The sequence below is a fragment of the Aurantimonas litoralis genome (assembly GCF_026153195.1).
In the GTDB taxonomy this organism is placed as follows: domain Bacteria; phylum Pseudomonadota; class Alphaproteobacteria; order Rhizobiales; family Rhizobiaceae; genus Aurantimonas; species Aurantimonas coralicida.
This window is the reverse complement of record NZ_JAPFBM010000002.1, coordinates 208,808-226,378: the sequence shown is the minus strand read 5'-3', so window position 1 is coordinate 226,378 and position 17,571 is coordinate 208,808. Positions and strand designations below refer to the sequence as shown.

Below are 17,571 nucleotides of genomic sequence, written 5' to 3'. Positions count from 1 at the left end.
GCGAGGGGTCCCGTCGCGTCCGGCGATCAGACCGAGACGTATTTGCGCCAGTCGTGCTCCTCCCTGAAGCCGAGGACCTCGCGGATCTTGCGGTTGGACAACGGCGCCTCGTATTCGCCGAGCTCCCGGGTGATCGGGATCTGCGGGCAATAGGTCTTCAGGAATTCGGCCGTCGGCATGGTGGCGGTGATGGTGTCGTTGGTGGCGTTGAACGCCTGGAAACCCAGCCCGTCCTTGGCGATCGCCAGATCCACCATCTGGCCGAGATCGCGGGCGTCGATATAGCTCCAGGCATTGCGCTTGCGCGACATCGGGTCGGCGAGGAAGCCGGGGAACATGTCGTATTCGTGCGGCTCGATGACGTTGCCGATGCGCAGGGCATAGATGTCGGCGCCCGAGCGCATGGCGAAGGCGCGGGCGGTCTTCTCGTTCAGCACCTTGGACAGGCCATAGCTGTCCATCGGGTCGATGTCGTAATCCTCTTCCAGCGGGAAGTGGTGGAAATCCTTGTCGCCCTCGGCGAAGCACACGCCGTAGGTCGTCTCGCTGGAAGCGATGACGATCTTGCGGATGCCGAGCTTCACCGCCGCCTCGATGACGTTGTAGGTGCCCATCGTGTTGACGCGGAAGGTCTCGTTGTCCGGCCGGATCAGCACGCGCGGGATCGCCGCGAAATGCACCACGGCGTCGATGGGCGCGGGCCCGGTGCCGGTGGCGAACTCGTCGAGCCCGAAATGGCTGGAAAGGGCGTTGTACATCTGCCCGCTGTCGGTGATGTCGGCATTCAGATTCTCGACGCCCTCGTGCTCGAAGGGCACGAGATCGACATTCAGCACCTTGTGACCCTTGTCGACGAGATAGGGGACGACGTGGCTGCCGGCCTTACCGGTGCCGCCGGTGAAGACGATGCGCTTGCTCATTTCTGGAACTCCCTGTCGAAATCTCTTGGCGCCGGACGGAGGGCCGCCTCCGCGGCCATGGCATCCGCAAGGCCGCCGGCGCGCCTTCCGCCGAGTTGGGGCGGATCGGTCGTGCGGCCAGTGCGCAGTCTGGTCCCGGCTGACTATTCCCGCAGTCTCAGATTGCGGATGCGGTCGAACAGCACCGCCAGGATGATCGCCCCGCCGATGAAGGCGCCCTGCCAGAAGGCATTGATGCCGAGAAGGCCGAGGCTGTTGCGGATCACCTCGATCAGTGCTGCGCCGACTAGGGCGCCAAAGGCCGTGCCGACGCCACCGGCAAGGTTGGCGCCGCCGATCACCGCCGCGGCGATGACCTGCAGCTCCATGCCGGCACCGATATTCGTCGTCACCGCGCCCAGCCAGCCGGTCTGGATGATGCCGGCGATGCCCGCGGTCAGCGCCGAGATCATGTAGACCGCGACCTTGATCGGGCGCACCGGGACGCCGGTGAGGGTGGCGGCATGCTCGTTGCCGCCGATCGCGAAGACATGCCGGCCGAACCGCGTCCAGCGCAGGATGAAGCCGGTGATCAGCGCCAGGACGACCATGTAGATGACCGGATTGGCGATGCCGAAGAAGAAGGCCCCGCCGCCCAGCGCCAGAAGCTGGTCGTGGTCGGGGCCGAACTCGAAGACCACCGTGTTGTTCGACACGACCATGGCGAGGCTGCGGGCCAGCGACAGCATGCCGAGCGTGACCACGAAGGGTGGAAAATCGAGATAGGCAATCAGGACGCCGTTGAAGGCGCCGACGAGAAGCGCCGTGCCGATGGCCGCGGCGATGCCGATCTCGATGGAATAGCCCGCATGCATGACCACGGCGAGCACCATCGAACACAGGCAGAGGACCGAGCCCACCGAAAGGTCGATGCCGCCGCTGATGATGACCAGCGTCATGCCCAGCGCGATGATGGCGGTGAAGGTGACGTTCCGGCTGATATTGTAGAGGTTCCTGCTGGTGGCGAAGGAATCCGTTGCAAGGGACAGATAGAGGCAGGCGGCCAGGAGCGCGACGACGACCCAGAAGGTCTGGCTCGCAACCATCGAACTCAGCCAGCTCGGCTGCTTGTGTTCGACGGGCTGTTCCAGCGTGAAAGCCATGGGGCGGTGTCCTGCAGGTCGGCGTTGGATGGGGCGAGCGGGCGGTCGGTGGGGCGTGTCAGCCCGCCTCAGGCATGTTCGATGGCGCCGGTGATGAGCCCGGTCACTTCCTCCGGGGAGCTGTCGGCGACTGGCTTGTCGGCGACCTTGCGGCCGCGGCGCATGACGATGACCCGGTCGGCGACGGTGAAGACATCAGGCATGCGGTGGCTGATCAGGACGACGGTGATGCCCTGGTCGCGCAGCCGGCGGATGAGGCTGAGCACCTCGGCAACCTGGCGCACGGAGATCGCGGCGGTGGGTTCGTCCATCAGGACGATCTTGGCATCGGACAGCCGCGTGCGGGCGATGGCGACGGCCTGGCGCTGGCCACCGGACATCTTCCGCACCAGGTCGCGCGGTCGCGTTTCGGATTTCAGCTCGGCGAAGATCTCGGCAGCGCGCCGGTACATGCCGGTATAGTCGAGAATGGTGAACGGCCAGACGCCGCGCCGCAATTCCCGGCCGAGATAGACATTGGCGGCGGCCGTGAGATTGTCGCAGAGGGCGAGATCCTGATGGACGATCTCGATGCCGTGTTCGCGGGCCTCGACCGGCCGATGCATGACCAGCGGCTTGTCGTTCATGCGTAGGCTGCCGTGGGTGGGGCGGAAATTGCCGGCGATCATCTTGACCAGCGTCGACTTGCCGGCGCCGTTGTCGCCCATCAGCCCGACGACCTCGCCCGGCATCAGGGAAAAGGACACGTCGTTGACGGCGTGGATGGCGCCGAAATGCTTCGATATGTTGCTGAGTTCGAGAACCGACACGTCAGATCATTCCCCCCGTTCCGGCCGCCGTCCCCGTCCGGTCGCCGCGCGACGGCACGGCGATGCACCGGCTGCGACAGCCATATTCCGCTAGGGAATGTGGGCGCATACGGCGCATCGGTGCCGCGTTTCGAGGGCGATAAGGCACGCTTGGGGCCCCTCCGTCAACGACGCGCCGTAGCAATTTTGGGCGGAGTCCCAGTTTTTACTTCGTCAGGAAAAATGCGGTTGACCGGTTTTGCGCCGCGCGCTTAGATGACGTTCATCCGCTGCAAGCAAGTGCGGCGCAATAACTTTTATGGTGCGGTGCAGTTGTTTGTTCTGCTGCTGCTCGACCGTCGCGTCGGGTCGGCGACGCGATCTGCCATGGTCCGTGTGACGGGATGGGAGCCTGATCTCGTGGACAGGCAGGCTTGCTTTGAGGCGGTGCAGGCCGTGGCGAATTCGTTTGCGACGTGACCTTCGCTGTCCGGATGGGCGGCGCGGACATCTTCAAGGGCGCACGCGGGAGGCGCGCGCCGGATCGGCGGCCAGGGGCCGACTGCAGGGGCCGTCCGTTCGGTCCGCCTTCGTCCCGGGGCTTTCATCACACAGCAGGTACCGGATTGCGGACGCAGCGCCGCAGCCGAAAGGGAGCCGTCGTCCTTCTTGCGAGAGGCGCGGTCCATCACTGGGGAGGACGACATGAGGAAACTGACGTTACTGGCCGCGGCAGCGGTGACGGCGCTGGCTGTCGGCGCGGCGCCGGCGCTGGCCAAGAAGCAGCTGGTCATCGTGGTGAAGGGCCTCGACAATCCGTTCTTCGAGGCGATCAACCAGGGCTGTCAGAAGTGGAACGGCGAGAACCCCGATTCCGAATATGAGTGCTTCTACACCGGCCCCGCCTCGACGTCGGACGAGGCCGGCGAGGCGCAGATCGTGCAGGACATGCTGGGCAAGGCCGACACGGCCGCCATGGCGATCTCGCCGTCCAACGCCAAGCTGATCGCCCAGACCATCAAGATCTCCAACCCGACCGTGCCGATCATGACCATCGACGCGGATCTGGCGGAGGAGGATGCGGGCCTGCGCATGACCTATCTGGGCACGGACAATTACCTGATGGGCAAGCGGATCGGCGAATACATCGCCGAGGCCAAGCCCGACGGCGGCACGATCTGCTCCATCCAGGGCAATCCGGGCGCCGACAACATCCTGCGCCGCGCCCAGGGCATGCGCGACGCGCTGTCGGGCGAGGAAGGCCTGCCGGCGCTGGCCGGCGAGGGCGGCTGGACCGAAGTGGCCGGCTGTCCCGTCTTCACCAATGACGACGGCGCCAAGGGTGTCCAGGCGATGACCGACATCCTCGCCGCCAATCCGGACCTCGACGCCTTCGGCATCATGGGCGGCTGGCCGCTCTTCGGCGCCCCGCAGCCCTATCGCGATCTCATCGGTCCCTATGCAGAGCGGATCGCCAGCAACGACTTCGTCGTCGGCGCTGCCGACACGATCGGCGAAGAGGTGGCGATCGCCGGCGAAGGCCTCGTGACCGCACTTGTCGGCCAGCGGCCCTTCGAGATGGGCTATCTGGCGCCCTCGGTGATGATCGACCTGATCGAGGGCGAGGATGTCGATGACCCGGTCTTCACCGGCCTCGACGAATGCACCAAGGACACCGTCGACACCTGCATCCAGAAGTAACGCCGCACAGGAGGGCCGCTCGGGCCCTCCTGTGCGGCCCACTGGCCTGAGAATCCGAACGGGCGCCTGCGATGGATCGCGGGCGCCCGTTGCCTGTTGGGGCTAGCCCTTGCACCCGCCGGACGTCTCGACGCAGCCTCAGATGTCCCGGGCGGCGTCGGTTCTGGCCTGTTCGCGCAAGGGGGCTTTCATCAGCTTGCCATTGGCGTTGCGGGGCAGGGGATCGGTGGTGAAGACGAAGCGGTCGGGGATCTTGTAGTCGGCGAGGCGCTCGCGGCAGAAGGCGGCGAGAACGGTTTCGTCGATGTCGGCGTCGCGGCGGTGGACGAAGGCCTGGACCTTCTCGCCGAGGACGGGGTCGGGGTAGGGCACGACGGCGACTTCGGCGACGCCCGGATGGAAGGCGAGGACGTTCTCGACCTCGGCGCTGAACACCTTGTAGCCGCCGCGGTTGATCATGTCCTTCAGGCGGTCGTGGATGAACAGATAGCCGGCATCGTCGAGCCGACCGACATCGCCGGAGCGCCAGGCACCGTCGATAAAGGATTCGGCCGTCTTCTCCGGCAGGTTCCAGTAGCCCGGCACGACCATCGGCCCGCCGATCCAAACCTCGCCGGATTGCCCGCGCGGGACCTCGTGTCCCTCGCTGTCCATGATGCGGATGTCGGCGCCGGGAACGGGCGCGCCGACGCTGGCCGGGCGGGCAATCTGGCCGCCGGCCGGCATGATCGTCGCGGGCGAGGTGGTCTCGGTGGCGCCATAGGCCTGGACGAGGTCGAGATTGGGCAGAAGCTGCGCCACCCGCTCGATGGTCGCGACCGGCATGGGCGCGCCGCCGAAGGAGCCGACCCGCCAGTGGCTCAGGTCGTGACGGGTGAAGTCGGCGCGCAGCAGGCAGAGATTGTACATGGCCGGCACCATCATGGTGAAGGTCATGCGCTCGGCGGTCGCCAAAGCCAGGAAGGCATCGGCCTCGAACCGGGTCATCATGACCACGGCCCCGCCGACGCCGAGCAGGGCGAAGACGTTGGCGATCAGCCCGGTGACGTGGCTGGCCGGCACGGCGACGATGGTGCGGTCGGCCGCGGTCAGTCGCATGCAGTGGCGATAGACCAGGCAGGAATGGACGATATTCAGGTGCGTGAGCATCGCCCCCTTGGGGTTTCCGGTGGTGCCGGAGGTGTAGAGGATGACGGCAAGATCCTCCTCGGCGGGCGGCACCGACGGCGCCTCGGCCGCGAACGTCTGCGGGGCCGTGGCGAGGATCTCGGCGAAGGGGTCGCGGGCATTGGCGGTGGCGTCCGGTCCGGCGCCGATGGCCAGACGGCGCGCGCCCTCCGGCAGGCGGTCGGCGAGTTCGGCCTCGCAGATGGTCAGCGCTGCGCCGCAATCGTCGAGGATATAGGCAAGCTCCGGCGGGCTTGCGCGGGTGCTCAGAGGCACGATGACGATCCCGGCCCGCACCGCGCCGACGAGCGCGGCGACGAACTCCCAGCGATTGCCGACCAGAAGCCCGACCCGATCACCGCGCGACATGCCCTCGGCCGCCAGGAGTGCCGCGACCTGATCGGCGATGACGCGCAGCCGCGCATGGGAGATGCGGACGCTGCCGCAGATGACGGCGTCGCCGTCCGGATTGGCGGCGGCGGCCGCGGCCAGCATCGCATCGAGGTCGCCGGGACGGTCGGCGAAGGCGCTGAGGGTGCGGTCGCCGAAATGCGGCTCCTGCCGCAGGGCCGGGGCTTCGGGCCAGAAGAAATCGTCCCGGCTCACGCGGCCGCGTCCATGGCGTTGGCACCCCGCTCGATCCCGAAGACATGGTCGAGCACGGTGTGCGAATGGGTCATTTCCGACATGCTCATGACGATGGAGAGCTTCTCGCTCTTCAGCGCGGAGATCACGTCGGACAGGCGCTGGGCCAGCGCTGGCGCGACACCCTCGAAGGGCTCGTCGAGCAGCAGCAGGCGGTGGCCGGCGGTCAATGCCCGGCCGAGCGCCACCATCTTCTGCTGGCCGCCCGAGAGCTGCAGCGCCTTGCGTTTGGCCATGCCCTTCAGCTCGGGCATCACCTCGTAGACGAAGTCGAGCCGCGCCTTGCCGTCGAGGCCGGAAATGACCCAGCTCGGCAGCAGCATGTTCTCTTCCACCGACAGTTCGGGGATCAGGCCGCGGGTCTCCGGCATGTAGCCGATGCCCTCGGCGGCGCGGGCGTGGACCGGCTGCTTGGCCATGTCCTGCCCGTTGAAGCGGATGCGGCCCCTGGAGACGGCGGCGATGCCCATGATGGCGCGCATGACGGTGGTCTTGCCGGCGCCGTTGCGGCCGGCCAGCCCGACCATGGCGCCCGGCTCGACACTCATCGAAAAGCCGCGCACGGCCTCGACCGGGCCGATCTTCACCTGGATGTTCTCTAAGGTCAGCATGGTCTACCTCGCCGTTCCGGTGACGAATTCCTGGACCTTCGGGTCGGCAAGAACGCGTTCGGGCGTGTCGTCGGCGATGATGTCGCCGGAATAGAAGGCGAGCACCCGGTCGGCGTAGCGGGTGACCACCTCCATGTCGTGTTCGACGAAGATCACCGCCGCCTTCTCGCCGGCGAGCGCCGCCATCACCCGGTCCATCAGCGGGAACTTTTCCTCCGAGGAGACGCCCGAGGTCGGCTCGTCGAGAAGCAGCACCCGCGGCTGGCTGACCAGCGCCATGGCGATGTCGATCAGCTTGCGCACGCCGCCGGGCAGTTGCTCGACCGGCTGGTCGGCATAGTCGGTGAGGCCGAAGCGGGCGAGCATCTCCAGGGCGCGATCGACGTTCTGCCGGTCATGGACCGGGCGGAAGAAGGACGCCTTCTGTTTGGACGCGATGGTGCCGGCGACGATCAGATTGTCGACCGCGGTCATGGATTCGCACAATTGCGGGATCTGGAAGGAGCGGCAGACGCCCATCCGGCTGATGCGCCGCGGCGAGAAGCCGACGACATTGTCGCCGTAAAGCAGGATCTCGCCGGAATCCGGCTTCATGTAGCCGGTGACCATGTTGACGAAGGTGGTCTTGCCGGCGCCGTTGGAGCCGATCAGCGACAGGCGGGCGGCGGCAGGAACCTGCACGTCGAGGTCGTCGGCGGCGATGACGGCGCCGAAGGCCTTTTTCAGCCCCTTCACGTGGAGGACGATCTCTTCGCTCATCGGGCTGCCTCGCCTTCCAGGGACGATACGGGCTTTGCGTTGCCGGGGGTCTGCGTCTCGGCGCGCTTGACCGGGCGGGCCCAGAGCGAGCCGAACCCCTTCGGCAGGAACAGGATCACCAGCAGCAGGAAGATGCCCAGCGCCATCTGCCAGCTGTCGGGGAAATACTGGTTGGCGAAGGAGCGCACGAGTTCGGTCAGGAGCGCTGCGCCGAAGACGGCGATGACGCTCATGTAGCCGCCGAGAATGGCGATGAAGACGACCTCTCCGGACGTCGTCCAGTAGCTGAAGAACGGGTCGATATGGCCGAGCGCCAGGCCGTTCAGCGTGCCGCCGAGGCCGGCCAGCGTGCCGGCGATGATGAAGTTGCGCTGGGTGACCGAGAACACCGAGGCGCCGAGATATTCGACTCGCAATTCGTTCTCGCGGGCGGCCAGCGCGACGAGGCCGGGGCCGCTGTCGAAATACATCCGGCAGAGCGCGGCGGCCAGCGCCGCCACGCCGACGGCGACGCCGTAGAGGGCGAAGTCGGACGCCGCCTGCGCCGGGGCGAAGCCGAGGAAGGTCGGCTCGGGCACGTTGAAGCCGTCGGAACCGCCGATGGCGGTGGACTTGGCGAGGACACCGTAGAGCACCATCGACAGGGCCATGGTCAGCATGGCGAAGAAGATGCCGCGATAGCGTGCCACGAGCGGCGAGATGATTGCCGCGACGAGGCCACCCGCCAGCCCGCCGACGGCGAGAAGCACGAAGACGTCCTCGATCCCGACATGCAGGGCGACGAGACCGGCGACATAGGCGCCGACGCAGTAGAACATGCCCTGGCCGAAGGAGACGAGCCCGCCGCGCATCAGCGTGACGATGCCCAGCGCCACCAGCCCGAAGGCCGCGACTTTGGTGAGGGTGAAGAGGAGCCAGAGCGGCAGGACGGCGCCCAGCGCGATGAGGGCGATTGCGGCCACGAACGCGACGGCCAGGATACGGGTCGTGGTGGTCATATCTTGCGTGCCTGAACCGGAGTGAAGAGGCCCTCGGGCCGGAAGATCAGGACGATGACCATCACCAGATAGATGATGAAGATCTCCGCTTCCGGCGCCTCGTAGACGGCGAAGGATCGGGCCAGCCCGACGATCAGGGCGCCGATCGCGGCGCCGGGGATGGAGCCGAGGCCGCCGATGATGACGACGGCGAAGCTGACGACGATGACGCTGACGCTGATGCCCGGCTGGACCGAAATGAGCGGGCTGGTGAAGGCGCCGCCGAGGGCCGCCAGGAACACGCCGAGGCCGAAGGCCAGAAGGTAGATGCGGGCGATGTTCACCCCCATCGCGGCGCTGACCTCGGGCTCGTTGATCACCGCGACGGTGACCTTGCCGATGCGGGTGCGGTGCAGGCCGAGCCAGACGCCGAGACCGCAGACGATGGCCAGACCGATCAGGGCGAGGTCGTAGCCGACATAGAAGAGGCTGCCGACCTCGACATTGCCGAGGAGGTTGCGCGGCTCGAAGACGTAATAGGGGTCGACGCCGAAGACCATCTTGGTGGCGTCCTCGAGGATCAGGAAGACGGCGTAGGTGACGAGCAGGATCAGGACTTCGTCGCGGCCGTAGAACAGCCGCAGCAGGCCGCGCTCGATCAGCGGCGCGATGACGATGGCGACCGCCAGGGCGGCGATGAACATGGCGATCAGGCTGAAGGCGGGCGGCAGGCCCCAGCTGGCGAAGAAGGGCACCGCGACGGCAGCGCTGTAGGCGCCGAGCGCGTAGAGCCCGCCATGGGCGAAGTTCAGGATGCGCAGGACGCCGAAGACCAAAGTCAGGCCGAGCGCGACGATGAACAGCCACGAGGCATAGATCAGCCCGTCGAGAATGATGGTGAGGACGATGTCCATCCGGATGTACCCGCTGCTTTACGACGCTGGTATGCGGACCGGGGCGCGTGGCCCCGGTCCGGCGATGATGGGCGCGAGGATCAGTCGCACTGGGCTCCCTCGAAGCCGCCATTGATCCAGTCGAGACCCTTGACGTCTTCCGGTGCGTTCACGCAGCGGGCGGGAAAGCGGATGACGTCGCCGAGGATGATGTCACCCGCGTCGTTCTTGACGGTGCGGCCGAAACCGATCTGCTGGATCGCCTGATGGCCGTTGCCGTTGGTCATCTCGATCAGGCCGCCGGGGCTTTCCCAGCTCAGGCCCTTCATGGCGGCGGCCAACTCGTCGCTGTTCGGCTTCTTGCCGCCATTCTCGGCCATCGCCTTTTCGACGGCGGCCTTCAGGCCCAGGATCGCCTGCGCCATGCGGTAGGGCGCCTGGACCGGGAAGACATCGTATTTGGTCTCGTAGATGTCCTTCCACCACGTATCGAGCTCGCTCTCGGGGGCCATGTAGCCATAGGCGCCGCGGGCGCCGATGATGACGCCCTCGGGCATGGTGTTGCCGAGCGGCGGTAGCACGTGGTCGGAGGCCGACAGCACGGCCTGGCTGCGCTGGAACAGGCCGCGCGGCAGCGCCTGCAGGATCAGCGCCTGGAGGTCGCCGCCCCACAGCGAGGAGTGCACCACGTCGGCGCGCTTCTGCATGAGGGCGGAAATCTCGGTGCCGTACTGGCCGGCGCCGAAGGCCGGGAACAGCTCGGCCGTGACGGTCGCGTCCGGATAGACCTGGCTCATCGCCGCCTTGAAGTCGGCCCAGCTGTCCTGTCCGAAGGCATAGTCCTGGTTGATGCCGGAATAGGTCGAGACCTCTTCGCCGAGCGCCTTCAGGTAGAGGGCGAGGCCGACATTATCCATCGTCGCGTTGGCGGCGGTGCGGAAGACGTAATTGTAGTCGTTCTCCTCGAAGATGCGGGGTGTGCCGCAATCGTAGAGGATGGTGAACTGCTTGAGCTCGTCGGCGACCGGCGCGATGGCGAGGCAGTCGCCCGAACCGACATAGCCGACCACGGCGTCGACCTTCTCGCGCTGGACGAGATTGCGGTACTCCTGGACCTGGGTGGTGGCGCCGCCGGCCTCGTCGAGCACCACGGCCTCGATGGTCATGCCGCCAAAACCCTTGGTGGCGTAGGGCGCCGGGGCCTCGCCGGCATTCAGCTTCTCGATCAGCACCTGGCCGCCGTTCCAGGCGGGCACGCCGAAGCTCTGCGCAGCCTGGCCGGACAGGAAGGTCACGACGCCGATCTTGAACGTCTCCTCCTGCGCCGTGGACGGTGCCGCCCATCCGACGACGATGGCGGCGGACATGACCCCGGCGAGAAGCCGGGCCGTCCTGGATTTCGGGGTCTTCGACATGAACACTTTCCTCCCTTTGTTGCTTGCTTGTGCTCTAGGCCGGACCGCAACGGTCCGGCCTATCGTCCCTGTGTGCCGTCCGCCGCGCTCTCCTCACCGACCGTTGCGCCGGGATCGAGCCCGGCCACCAGCCATCCGCGACGGAAGTCCTCGATATGCCGGCGCATCCACAGGACGGCGTCGGCGACGCTGCCGGCCTTCAGGGCCTCGAGGATCGCCGCATGGGCGGTGACCAGTCGGTGACCGGCACCGGGCAGCTTCGGCAGCATCCGCTCATTGGCGGGGAACAGCAGCATCGCGGCCGGCTCGCGGGCGAGCTGCCAGGCGATGTTGCCGGTTGCCTCGGCAACGAGAGCATGGAACTCGATGTCCCAGGCGGTGAGGATCTCGCCCGCCTCGACCGCCGCCCGGGTCGCCTGCACATTGGCTTCCAGCGCGGCGATCTGATCGGGACCGATCGCCCGGGCCGCTTCTCCCGCGGCGGCCGGCTCGATGGCATGCAGCAGCGCCCACAATTCGTCGAATGTGACCCGCTGCAGAAGAAGCGCGCGGCTGGCACGGGTGCTCAGGTCACCGGCCCGCGGTGCGGCGGCATAGAGCCGGCGCCCGTCACCGCGTTCGGCCAGGCCGCTCTGCTCTAGGAGCCGCAGGCCTTCCCGCGTTGTCGAGCGGTGCACGCCGAACTGGGCGGACAATTCGCTCTCGGTCGGCAGGCGGTCGCCGAGCCGCAGGCGGCCTTCCAGAATGGCCCGCTCGATGCTCTCGAAGACCAGCCGATAGGTCGGCGTGCTCTCGACGGCCGAGAACCGGGTGTCCGTCTGCTGCGATCCGTCCGGCTCTCCCAGGCCCGACGGTCCGGCTGCGACGGATCGATGCGACGCGGGCGTCGTCAATCCAGTCTTCCTCCCTGTGGGCATTTTAGCCCGGCGACGGTTTCCTCATCCGTCTTGTTTGTCGGACAATCCGTCTTTGCCACAGGTCGGTCAAGTAACCGTCAGGCATAAATCCGCATTGCACCGCACTTGCTGCGTTGCGAATTTGCGTTCGCAAGGAGTGGTATTCTCCTGACCGAAGAGGGGCCAGTTTCTGCTGCGACGCACTTGCGGCAGTGCACGCATGGCGTGATTTATGTTGTGGCGGACGGGGCCGGCGCGGCGGCAGGAGCGGACGAGGGGACAGACAGGCCCGGCGGCCCGTGTCAGCCGTGGATCCGCATCGCCGGAAAGCGCAGCCGGACGGTGAGGCCGCGCGCGCCGAACTCGCGACCGATCCGGCCGCCGAGCTCGCGCTCGATATTCATGTTGATCAGGCGGGTGCCGAAGCCCTTGCGGGCCGGTTCGAAGGCGGTGAAATCCTTCTTGCCCTGCTCGATCCAGTCGATCGCGACCTCGTCGCCCTCGCGCCACCATTCGACCCGCAGCGCGCCGTCGCCATCGGCGACCGAGCCGTATTTCAGGGCATTGGTCGCCAGTTCGTGGAAGGTCAGGCCCAGCGACTGGGCCGCCGTCGCATCGATCTCGATGGTCGGGCCGGCAAGGGTGCAGTTGCGCATGTCCTCGCCGAAGACCTGGCCGAGTTCGGCCGCCAGGAGATCGCCGATCCGGGCGAGCTTCCGATCGGATTCGGTGAGGAGTTCCTGGGAGGTCGTCATCGCCGCGAGCCGGGCACTGAACGAGGCCATGAACGCGTCGAGATCGGCCGAGTAGCGCGCGGTCTGGCGGGCGATGGCCAGAATCCGCGTGATCGAGTTCTTGATGCGGTGGTTCATCTCGCGCAGCAGCAGATCCTTCTGGTCGAGGCTGCGGGCGTTGGAATCCGCCAGCGCGGCGACGGCTTCGGCGCGCCGCGTCTGCGACAGGACGAGCAGTGCCATCAGCACCGACAGCGCCACACCGACAAGCGCCAGCAGCAGGGCCGGCAGGTCCGAGGCGGTGCGGGGAAACGCCGTGCCGGGCGCAAGTTCGATGACCCAGCGGCGGCCGGCGAAATCGACCTCGCGGACCGTGGCGAAATCGGTCGCGAGGGTCGAGCTGCGCGCCTGGCCATAGGCGACGAGCAGGCGATCCGGCGCGACCTCGGTGTCGTAAACCTTGGCATGGACCGGCAGGTCCCGGCCAGCGGCCAGAGCGGCCGAGACCAGATCGCCCGCCCGGAACGGCGCATAGACGAAGCCGCCGGTGCGGCGGATGGCGTCGCCCTCGTCGGTGCCGTCCTCAGCCTCGCGCAGCGGCAGGTAGACGAGGAAGCCCGTCTGCCGGTTCTCGTCGATCTCCTGGACCAGCTGCACCGGCGCGGTGGCGGACGGCCGGGAGGTGCGGGCGGCGCGGCGCATGGCGTCCCGCCGCGTTGCGTCGGAGAACATGTCGAAGCCGATCGCCGCGAAGTTGCGGTGGTCCTGCGGCTCCAGCAGCAGGATGGGCGTGCGGACCGTCTGGTCGGTCTCCACCGGCCAGACGCCGCGGTCGAGGCCATAGCTCGCCGCAATGGTGCTGGCGGTCTCGCCGGTCTGGGCGACCGCAATGGCGTCGGCAAAGCCGATGCCCTGGATGCCGTCGTAGCGGCCGTCGAGATCGAGCTCTCCGACGAAGGCGGCGAAGCTGTCGCGGTCCCGCCCGGCATTGGCGACGCCCATATAGGCGCGGGTGGATTCCAGCAGCGAGACATGCAGGTCGAGGCGGCTCTCGATGCGGCCGACCGCATCGTCGGCGAAGCTCTCGAAGCGCAGCCGGTCGCTCTCCGTGCTTGACCGCCAGACGAGGGCCGCAAGCGCGAGCGCGAAAGCGCAGGAGACGACCAGAATGGCCGCCGGAACGAGATGCTTGCGCAAGAGGCGAGACCCGGATCGGAGCAGATCGGCTTCCCTATAGTGCAGCTCTCGCGGCGGGAAGTGTGATCCGGCCCCTTTTCGGCCAAAAAACGTCCTTCGTAAGGCTGAAAGCGGCGGTTGCCGGTCCGGCACGGCTTTTCCCATGCTGGCGAGGCACACGGGGCGGCGATGTTGCGGGGCGCGGCCGCGCGGTCGATGCTTGGCATGGGGCTGCCAACCGGTCAGAAGGAAGCCGGGCGGGGGACGGGAACCGAACGGATCCCGCGTCCGGAATTATCGCAAGAGGGAGGAGCCGCAATGCTCTACGACGTTCGCACCTATAGCTGCCGGCCGGGCACCATCAAGAAGCATCTGGCGCTCTACGAGGCGCATGGCTACGGGCCGCAGAGCCGGCATCTGGGCGAGCCGCTGGCCTACATGGTCACCGAGACCGGACCGGTGAATTCCTACACCCATATCTGGTGCTACGACGACGCGGCCGACCGCGAGGCCCGGCGCGCCGCGCTGCAGGCCGATCCGGACTGGCAGTCCTATCTCGGCAAGAGCGCCGAGGCCGGCTATCTGGTCAGCCAGGAGAACAAGCTGATGACGCCGGTGGCCTTCGCGCCCGCCAAGCGCTGAACCTGTCCCGTTGCTGGCCCTCACGCCGTGACGAAGAGGGCCAGCAGCGGGATCGTCACGAGCGACAGGATGGTCGAGGCCAGCATCATGGTCGAGGTCCGGTCGATCGCGGTCCGGTAGGCGGCAGCCATAATCACCGCGTTGATGCCCGGCGGCAGACCGGCGGCGACGACCAGCGGCGCCAGCACCTCCCGCGTCATGCCGAGGGCCGAGCCGACGCCGAAGACGACCAGCGGCAGGAGCACCATCTTGCCCGCCACGCCGACGGCGCTCGTTGCGACATTACCGCGGATCTCCTGACCGTGGAGACCGGCGCCGATGATGATCAGCGCAATCGCTGGCATCGCCGCCTTGAGCATTCCCGTGAAGGCCTGCAGCCAGCCGGGAACCGGCAGGCCTGTGCCGCTGACCACGAGACCGACGACGATCGACAGGAGGATCGGGTTGGCAAGCTGGTTGCCAAGGGCGCCGAGAAGCGAGCGCCGCGGTCCATCGGCGCGCTTCGTCCCCTCCATCAGCATCACCGTCGGGGTGATCAGGGCAGCCGCATGGATGGTGATCAGGGCGGTCAGGACGACCAGCCCGCGGTCGCCGAACAGGATGCCGATCACCGGAATGCCGACGATCGCCAGGTTCGAATAGACCGCCCCGAAGGCCAGGACGATGCGTTCGGCGCGCCCGGTTTCGGGCCGCAGCATCAGCGCCGCGTAGATGACCAGGGCGGTGACGGCGATGCTGCCGAAATAGACGCCCCAGACTTCCAGGTTGAGCACCTCGCCGACATGGATGGAGGACACCGTCAGGAACATCGTTCCCGGGATCAGCACCCAGAATGCGAGCTTGGTCAGCCCGTCAAGGCCGCCCGGCGTCAGGATGCCCCGGCGCACCAGCAGGTAGCCGACGGCAATCAGAAGGAAGATCGGGGCGAGCCGGTCGACGAGCGACAGGAGCATCGGGTCACCGTGTCTGGCCGGGTATCCGGACCGCGGGGCGAACGACCGACGCCGCAGACCCGTGGTCCGCGGCGTTGGTGGTTGCGATGAGCAAAATGGCGAGGTGGGTCAGGAAGCCGTTGCCGGCGTTCGGGGTGGCTTGATCACCATGAAATAGAAGAACAGCGCCGTCAGCACCAGAAAGAACAGGCTGTCCGGACTGGTGAGGAAGGTCGTCGGATCGCCCTTGGCCAGTTGCAGCGAGCGGCGGAGATATTGCTCGAGATCCGGTCCCAGGATGAAGCCGAGCAGCAGGGTGACGGTCGGATAGCCGGCCGTGCGCAGGAAGAAGGCGATGATGCCGAAGACCAGCGCCAGCAGCATCTGGAAGCTGGAGAAGGTGGCGACATAGCTGCCGACCAGCGCGACGACGGCGATCGAGGAATAGAGCAGCGCCTTCCGAATGGAGACGATGCGGACGAAATACGGCCCGAGCAGATAGAGCGTCACCGGGATCAGGATCAGCGCGCTGACCAGGAGCGAGGCGAACATCGGCGCGATCATGTCGATCTGGTTCTCGAGCAGGCGCGGGCCGGGCTGCAGCCCGTTGATGATCAGGACGCCGAGAACGATGGCGGTGGTCGGGTCGCCGGGAATGCCGAACATCAGCATCGGCACAAAGGCGCCGCCGCACATGGAATTGTTGGCGGTCTCGGCCGCGGCGATGCCCTCGCGGCTGCCCTTGCCGTAGAGCTCGGGCCGCTTGGAGCGGCGCATGGCGTCGGCATAAGAGACGAAGGACGCCATCGAGCCGCCGGCGCCGGGCAGGACGCCGATGAAGAAGCCGATGATGGCGCTCTTCAGATAGGTCCAGACGCCGATCTCGCGGATCTCGGCGAGGAAGGGCACGAAGTCGCGGCGCTTGATGGCGAGCCTGGCGACATGATCCTTGTCCACGGTGCGGGCATGCATGACGTCGCGTGCCTGGATCAGCAGCTCGCTGATGGCAAAGGTGCCGATGACGACGGACATCAGTCCGATGCCCTCGACCAGCGTCGAGGTGCCGAAGGTGAAGCGTGCCACCGGCTGCATGACATCGATGCCGATGGTGGCGATCATCACGCCGAGGGCGGTGGTGACGACGCTCTTGGCGATGGCACCGCGCTGGGAGATGCCGATGACGACCAGCGCGAAGAGGATCAGCGAGAACTTGCCGGGCGTCTGGATGAGGAGGGCGAGGCTCGCGGCGATCGGCGTGAACAGGATCAGGAAGATCGCGCCGATGGTGCCGCCGATCATCGAGCCGAGGGCGGCGTGGCCGAGCGCATTGGCGCCGTGCCCCTGCTGCATCAGCGGATAGCCTTCGACGCCGGTCATCATGGAGGAGGGCGCGCCGGGGATGTTGATGGTCGTGGCAGTGATGCTGCCGGCATACATGCCCGACATGAAGATGCTGGCGCACATGACCAGCGCCGCGGTCACGTCGAGGCTGTAGGTGATCGGCAGGAGGAGGGCGATCGCCAGGACGGCGGTGAGCCCGGGAACGGCGCCGAAGAAGGTGCCGATCAGGAAGCCGACGATCATGTAGAACAGGACGGTCGGGTCGGTCAGCGCGGCGAAGCCGCCGAGAATGTGAAGCGCGAATTCCATTACAGCCACTCCGTCAGGGTCGGCAGCCGGACGTGGAAGAAGACCTGGAACAGCAGGTAGAAGACGGCGGTGATGACGACCGCGTAGACCAGCCGCCAGAGGACGTTGGCGTCCATGCGGAAGACGTGCAGCAGCGCGAACACGTAGAGCAGCGTCGAGAGCGCGTAGCCGAGCGGCTCGAAGACCGCGATGTAGATCGCCGTCGCCGCGACCACCAGAATGGCCGGCCGCAGGTTCAGCGGCTCGCGCGGCGCTTCGTCGGCGGTAGGCGCAGCGCGAACGATGTTCAGCGCGACGGCGGCGAGGCCGAGATACATGACGACGCTGATGACGATCGGCAGGAAGGACGGGCCGACGAGGCCCTCGTCATATTGCGGCCGGATGCCCAGCGCCGCGACGAGATAGATCGTCGTGACGACGAAGAGCACGGCCGGCAGGATCAGCTGGCGGATGACGGTGGGCTTTTGCAGCATCGGATGTCCATGCGACAGGGCAGTGCGGCGGCGAGGCCGAGGCTTCGCCG

General features: G+C 67.0%; 17 protein-coding genes. 3 read left to right on the top strand and 14 right to left on the bottom strand.

Annotated elements, in window-relative coordinates; all coding sequences use genetic code 11:
- Positions 1-26: 26 nt before the first annotated feature.
- The 3 genes from N7I30_RS05960 to N7I30_RS05950 all read right to left on the bottom strand — a co-directional run bounded on the left by N7I30_RS05960 (position 27) and on the right by N7I30_RS05950 (position 2,871).
- Entirely contained in the window at positions 27-920 is an 894-nt protein-coding gene (locus N7I30_RS05960) for an NAD-dependent epimerase/dehydratase family protein (RefSeq protein ID WP_187390440.1), read from the bottom strand.
- A gap of 143 nt (positions 921-1,063) precedes the next feature.
- A complete protein-coding gene (locus N7I30_RS05955) occupies positions 1,064-2,062 on the bottom strand; it encodes an ABC transporter permease (protein WP_187390439.1) in 999 nt (332 codons plus the stop codon).
- 68 nt (positions 2,063-2,130) lie between these two features.
- A complete protein-coding gene (locus N7I30_RS05950) occupies positions 2,131-2,871 on the bottom strand; it encodes an ATP-binding cassette domain-containing protein (RefSeq protein WP_498637417.1) in 741 nt (246 codons plus the stop codon).
- Positions 2,872-3,126: 255 nt separating this feature from the next.
- Between N7I30_RS05950 and N7I30_RS05945 the strand changes: the two genes are divergently transcribed.
- Positions 3,127-3,330: a hypothetical protein gene (locus N7I30_RS05945; RefSeq protein ID WP_498637415.1), complete on the top strand. Its 204-nt coding sequence runs from the start codon at positions 3,127-3,129 to the stop codon at positions 3,328-3,330.
- Positions 3,331-3,555: 225 nt separating this feature from the next.
- Complete coding sequence (locus tag N7I30_RS05940) at positions 3,556-4,551, top strand: substrate-binding domain-containing protein (protein ID WP_498637413.1); 996 nt, start codon at positions 3,556-3,558, stop codon at positions 4,549-4,551.
- A gap of 138 nt (positions 4,552-4,689) precedes the next feature.
- On the opposite strand, the gene N7I30_RS05935 is transcribed toward N7I30_RS05940, so the two are convergent.
- The 8 genes from N7I30_RS05935 to N7I30_RS05900 form a co-directional block, all read right to left on the bottom strand.
- A complete protein-coding gene (locus N7I30_RS05935; protein ID WP_498637411.1) occupies positions 4,690-6,324 on the bottom strand; it encodes a class I adenylate-forming enzyme family protein in 1,635 nt (544 codons plus the stop codon).
- The gene (locus N7I30_RS05930) at positions 6,321-6,974 is read right to left on the bottom strand and encodes an ABC transporter ATP-binding protein (protein ID WP_228238243.1); all 654 of its coding nucleotides are present in this window, start codon (positions 6,972-6,974) and stop codon (positions 6,321-6,323) included. The genes N7I30_RS05935 and N7I30_RS05930 overlap by 4 nt, the downstream gene beginning before the upstream one ends.
- Before the next feature lie 3 nt (positions 6,975-6,977).
- Positions 6,978-7,733 carry an ABC transporter ATP-binding protein gene (locus N7I30_RS05925; protein ID WP_024349143.1) on the bottom strand — a complete coding sequence of 252 codons (756 nt, stop codon included), beginning with the start codon at positions 7,731-7,733 and terminating at the stop codon, positions 6,978-6,980.
- Complete coding sequence (locus N7I30_RS05920) at positions 7,730-8,731, bottom strand: branched-chain amino acid ABC transporter permease (protein WP_187390436.1); 1,002 nt, start codon at positions 8,729-8,731, stop codon at positions 7,730-7,732. Before N7I30_RS05920 ends, N7I30_RS05925 begins: the two co-directional genes overlap by 4 nt.
- Entirely contained in the window at positions 8,728-9,624 is an 897-nt protein-coding gene (locus N7I30_RS05915) for a branched-chain amino acid ABC transporter permease (protein WP_009208447.1), read from the bottom strand. The genes N7I30_RS05920 and N7I30_RS05915 overlap by 4 nt, the downstream gene beginning before the upstream one ends.
- An 80-nt stretch (positions 9,625-9,704) precedes the next feature.
- The gene (locus N7I30_RS05910) at positions 9,705-11,018 is read right to left on the bottom strand and encodes an ABC transporter substrate-binding protein (RefSeq protein WP_498637408.1); all 1,314 of its coding nucleotides are present in this window, start codon (positions 11,016-11,018) and stop codon (positions 9,705-9,707) included.
- A 59-nt stretch (positions 11,019-11,077) separates the two neighbouring features.
- Entirely contained in the window at positions 11,078-11,911 is an 834-nt protein-coding gene (locus N7I30_RS05905) for a FadR/GntR family transcriptional regulator (protein ID WP_498637406.1), read from the bottom strand.
- Between the two features lie 305 nt (positions 11,912-12,216).
- Positions 12,217-13,845, bottom strand: coding sequence for a CHASE domain-containing protein (locus N7I30_RS05900; protein ID WP_498637404.1), 1,629 nt, complete (start codon positions 13,843-13,845; stop codon positions 12,217-12,219).
- 297 nt (positions 13,846-14,142) lie between these two features.
- Between N7I30_RS05900 and N7I30_RS05895 the strand changes: the two genes are divergently transcribed.
- Entirely contained in the window at positions 14,143-14,466 is a 324-nt protein-coding gene (locus N7I30_RS05895) for an NIPSNAP family protein (RefSeq protein ID WP_040325145.1), read from the top strand.
- Between the two features lie 20 nt (positions 14,467-14,486).
- On the opposite strand, the gene N7I30_RS05890 is transcribed toward N7I30_RS05895, so the two are convergent.
- The 3 genes from N7I30_RS05890 to N7I30_RS05880 form a co-directional block, all read right to left on the bottom strand.
- Entirely contained in the window at positions 14,487-15,419 is a 933-nt protein-coding gene (locus N7I30_RS05890) for an AEC family transporter (protein WP_498637401.1), read from the bottom strand.
- 108 nt (positions 15,420-15,527) lie between these two features.
- A complete protein-coding gene (locus tag N7I30_RS05885; RefSeq protein WP_230785463.1) occupies positions 15,528-17,048 on the bottom strand; it encodes a tripartite tricarboxylate transporter permease in 1,521 nt (506 codons plus the stop codon).
- Positions 17,048-17,521, bottom strand: coding sequence for a tripartite tricarboxylate transporter TctB family protein (locus N7I30_RS05880; RefSeq protein WP_498637399.1), 474 nt, complete (start codon positions 17,519-17,521; stop codon positions 17,048-17,050). Before N7I30_RS05880 ends, N7I30_RS05885 begins: the two co-directional genes overlap by 1 nt.
- Between the last annotated feature and the right edge of the window lie 50 nt (positions 17,522-17,571).

What these genes read in the sequence shown, in the direction of transcription:
- N7I30_RS05960 (WP_187390440.1), bottom strand. Translation starts at nt 920, where the DNA reads ATGAGCAAGCGCATCGTCTTCACCGGCGGCACCGGTAAGGCCGGCAGC.
- N7I30_RS05955 (WP_187390439.1), bottom strand. Translation starts at nt 2,062, where the DNA reads ATGGCTTTCACGCTGGAACAGCCCGTCGAACACAAGCAGCCGAGCTGG.
- N7I30_RS05945 (WP_498637415.1), top strand. Translation starts at nt 3,127, where the DNA reads ATGACGTTCATCCGCTGCAAGCAAGTGCGGCGCAATAACTTTTATGGT.
- N7I30_RS05940 (WP_498637413.1), top strand. Translation starts at nt 3,556, where the DNA reads ATGAGGAAACTGACGTTACTGGCCGCGGCAGCGGTGACGGCGCTGGCT.
- N7I30_RS05930 (WP_228238243.1), bottom strand. Translation starts at nt 6,974, where the DNA reads ATGCTGACCTTAGAGAACATCCAGGTGAAGATCGGCCCGGTCGAGGCC.
- N7I30_RS05925 (WP_024349143.1), bottom strand. Translation starts at nt 7,733, where the DNA reads ATGAGCGAAGAGATCGTCCTCCACGTGAAGGGGCTGAAAAAGGCCTTC.
- N7I30_RS05920 (WP_187390436.1), bottom strand. Translation starts at nt 8,731, where the DNA reads ATGACCACCACGACCCGTATCCTGGCCGTCGCGTTCGTGGCCGCAATC.
- N7I30_RS05915 (WP_009208447.1), bottom strand. Translation starts at nt 9,624, where the DNA reads ATGGACATCGTCCTCACCATCATTCTCGACGGGCTGATCTATGCCTCG.
- N7I30_RS05910 (WP_498637408.1), bottom strand. Translation starts at nt 11,018, where the DNA reads ATGTCGAAGACCCCGAAATCCAGGACGGCCCGGCTTCTCGCCGGGGTC.
- N7I30_RS05895 (WP_040325145.1), top strand. Translation starts at nt 14,143, where the DNA reads ATGCTCTACGACGTTCGCACCTATAGCTGCCGGCCGGGCACCATCAAG.
- N7I30_RS05890 (WP_498637401.1), bottom strand. Translation starts at nt 15,419, where the DNA reads ATGCTCCTGTCGCTCGTCGACCGGCTCGCCCCGATCTTCCTTCTGATT.
- N7I30_RS05885 (WP_230785463.1), bottom strand. Translation starts at nt 17,048, where the DNA reads ATGGAATTCGCGCTTCACATTCTCGGCGGCTTCGCCGCGCTGACCGAC.
- N7I30_RS05880 (WP_498637399.1), bottom strand. Translation starts at nt 17,521, where the DNA reads ATGCTGCAAAAGCCCACCGTCATCCGCCAGCTGATCCTGCCGGCCGTG.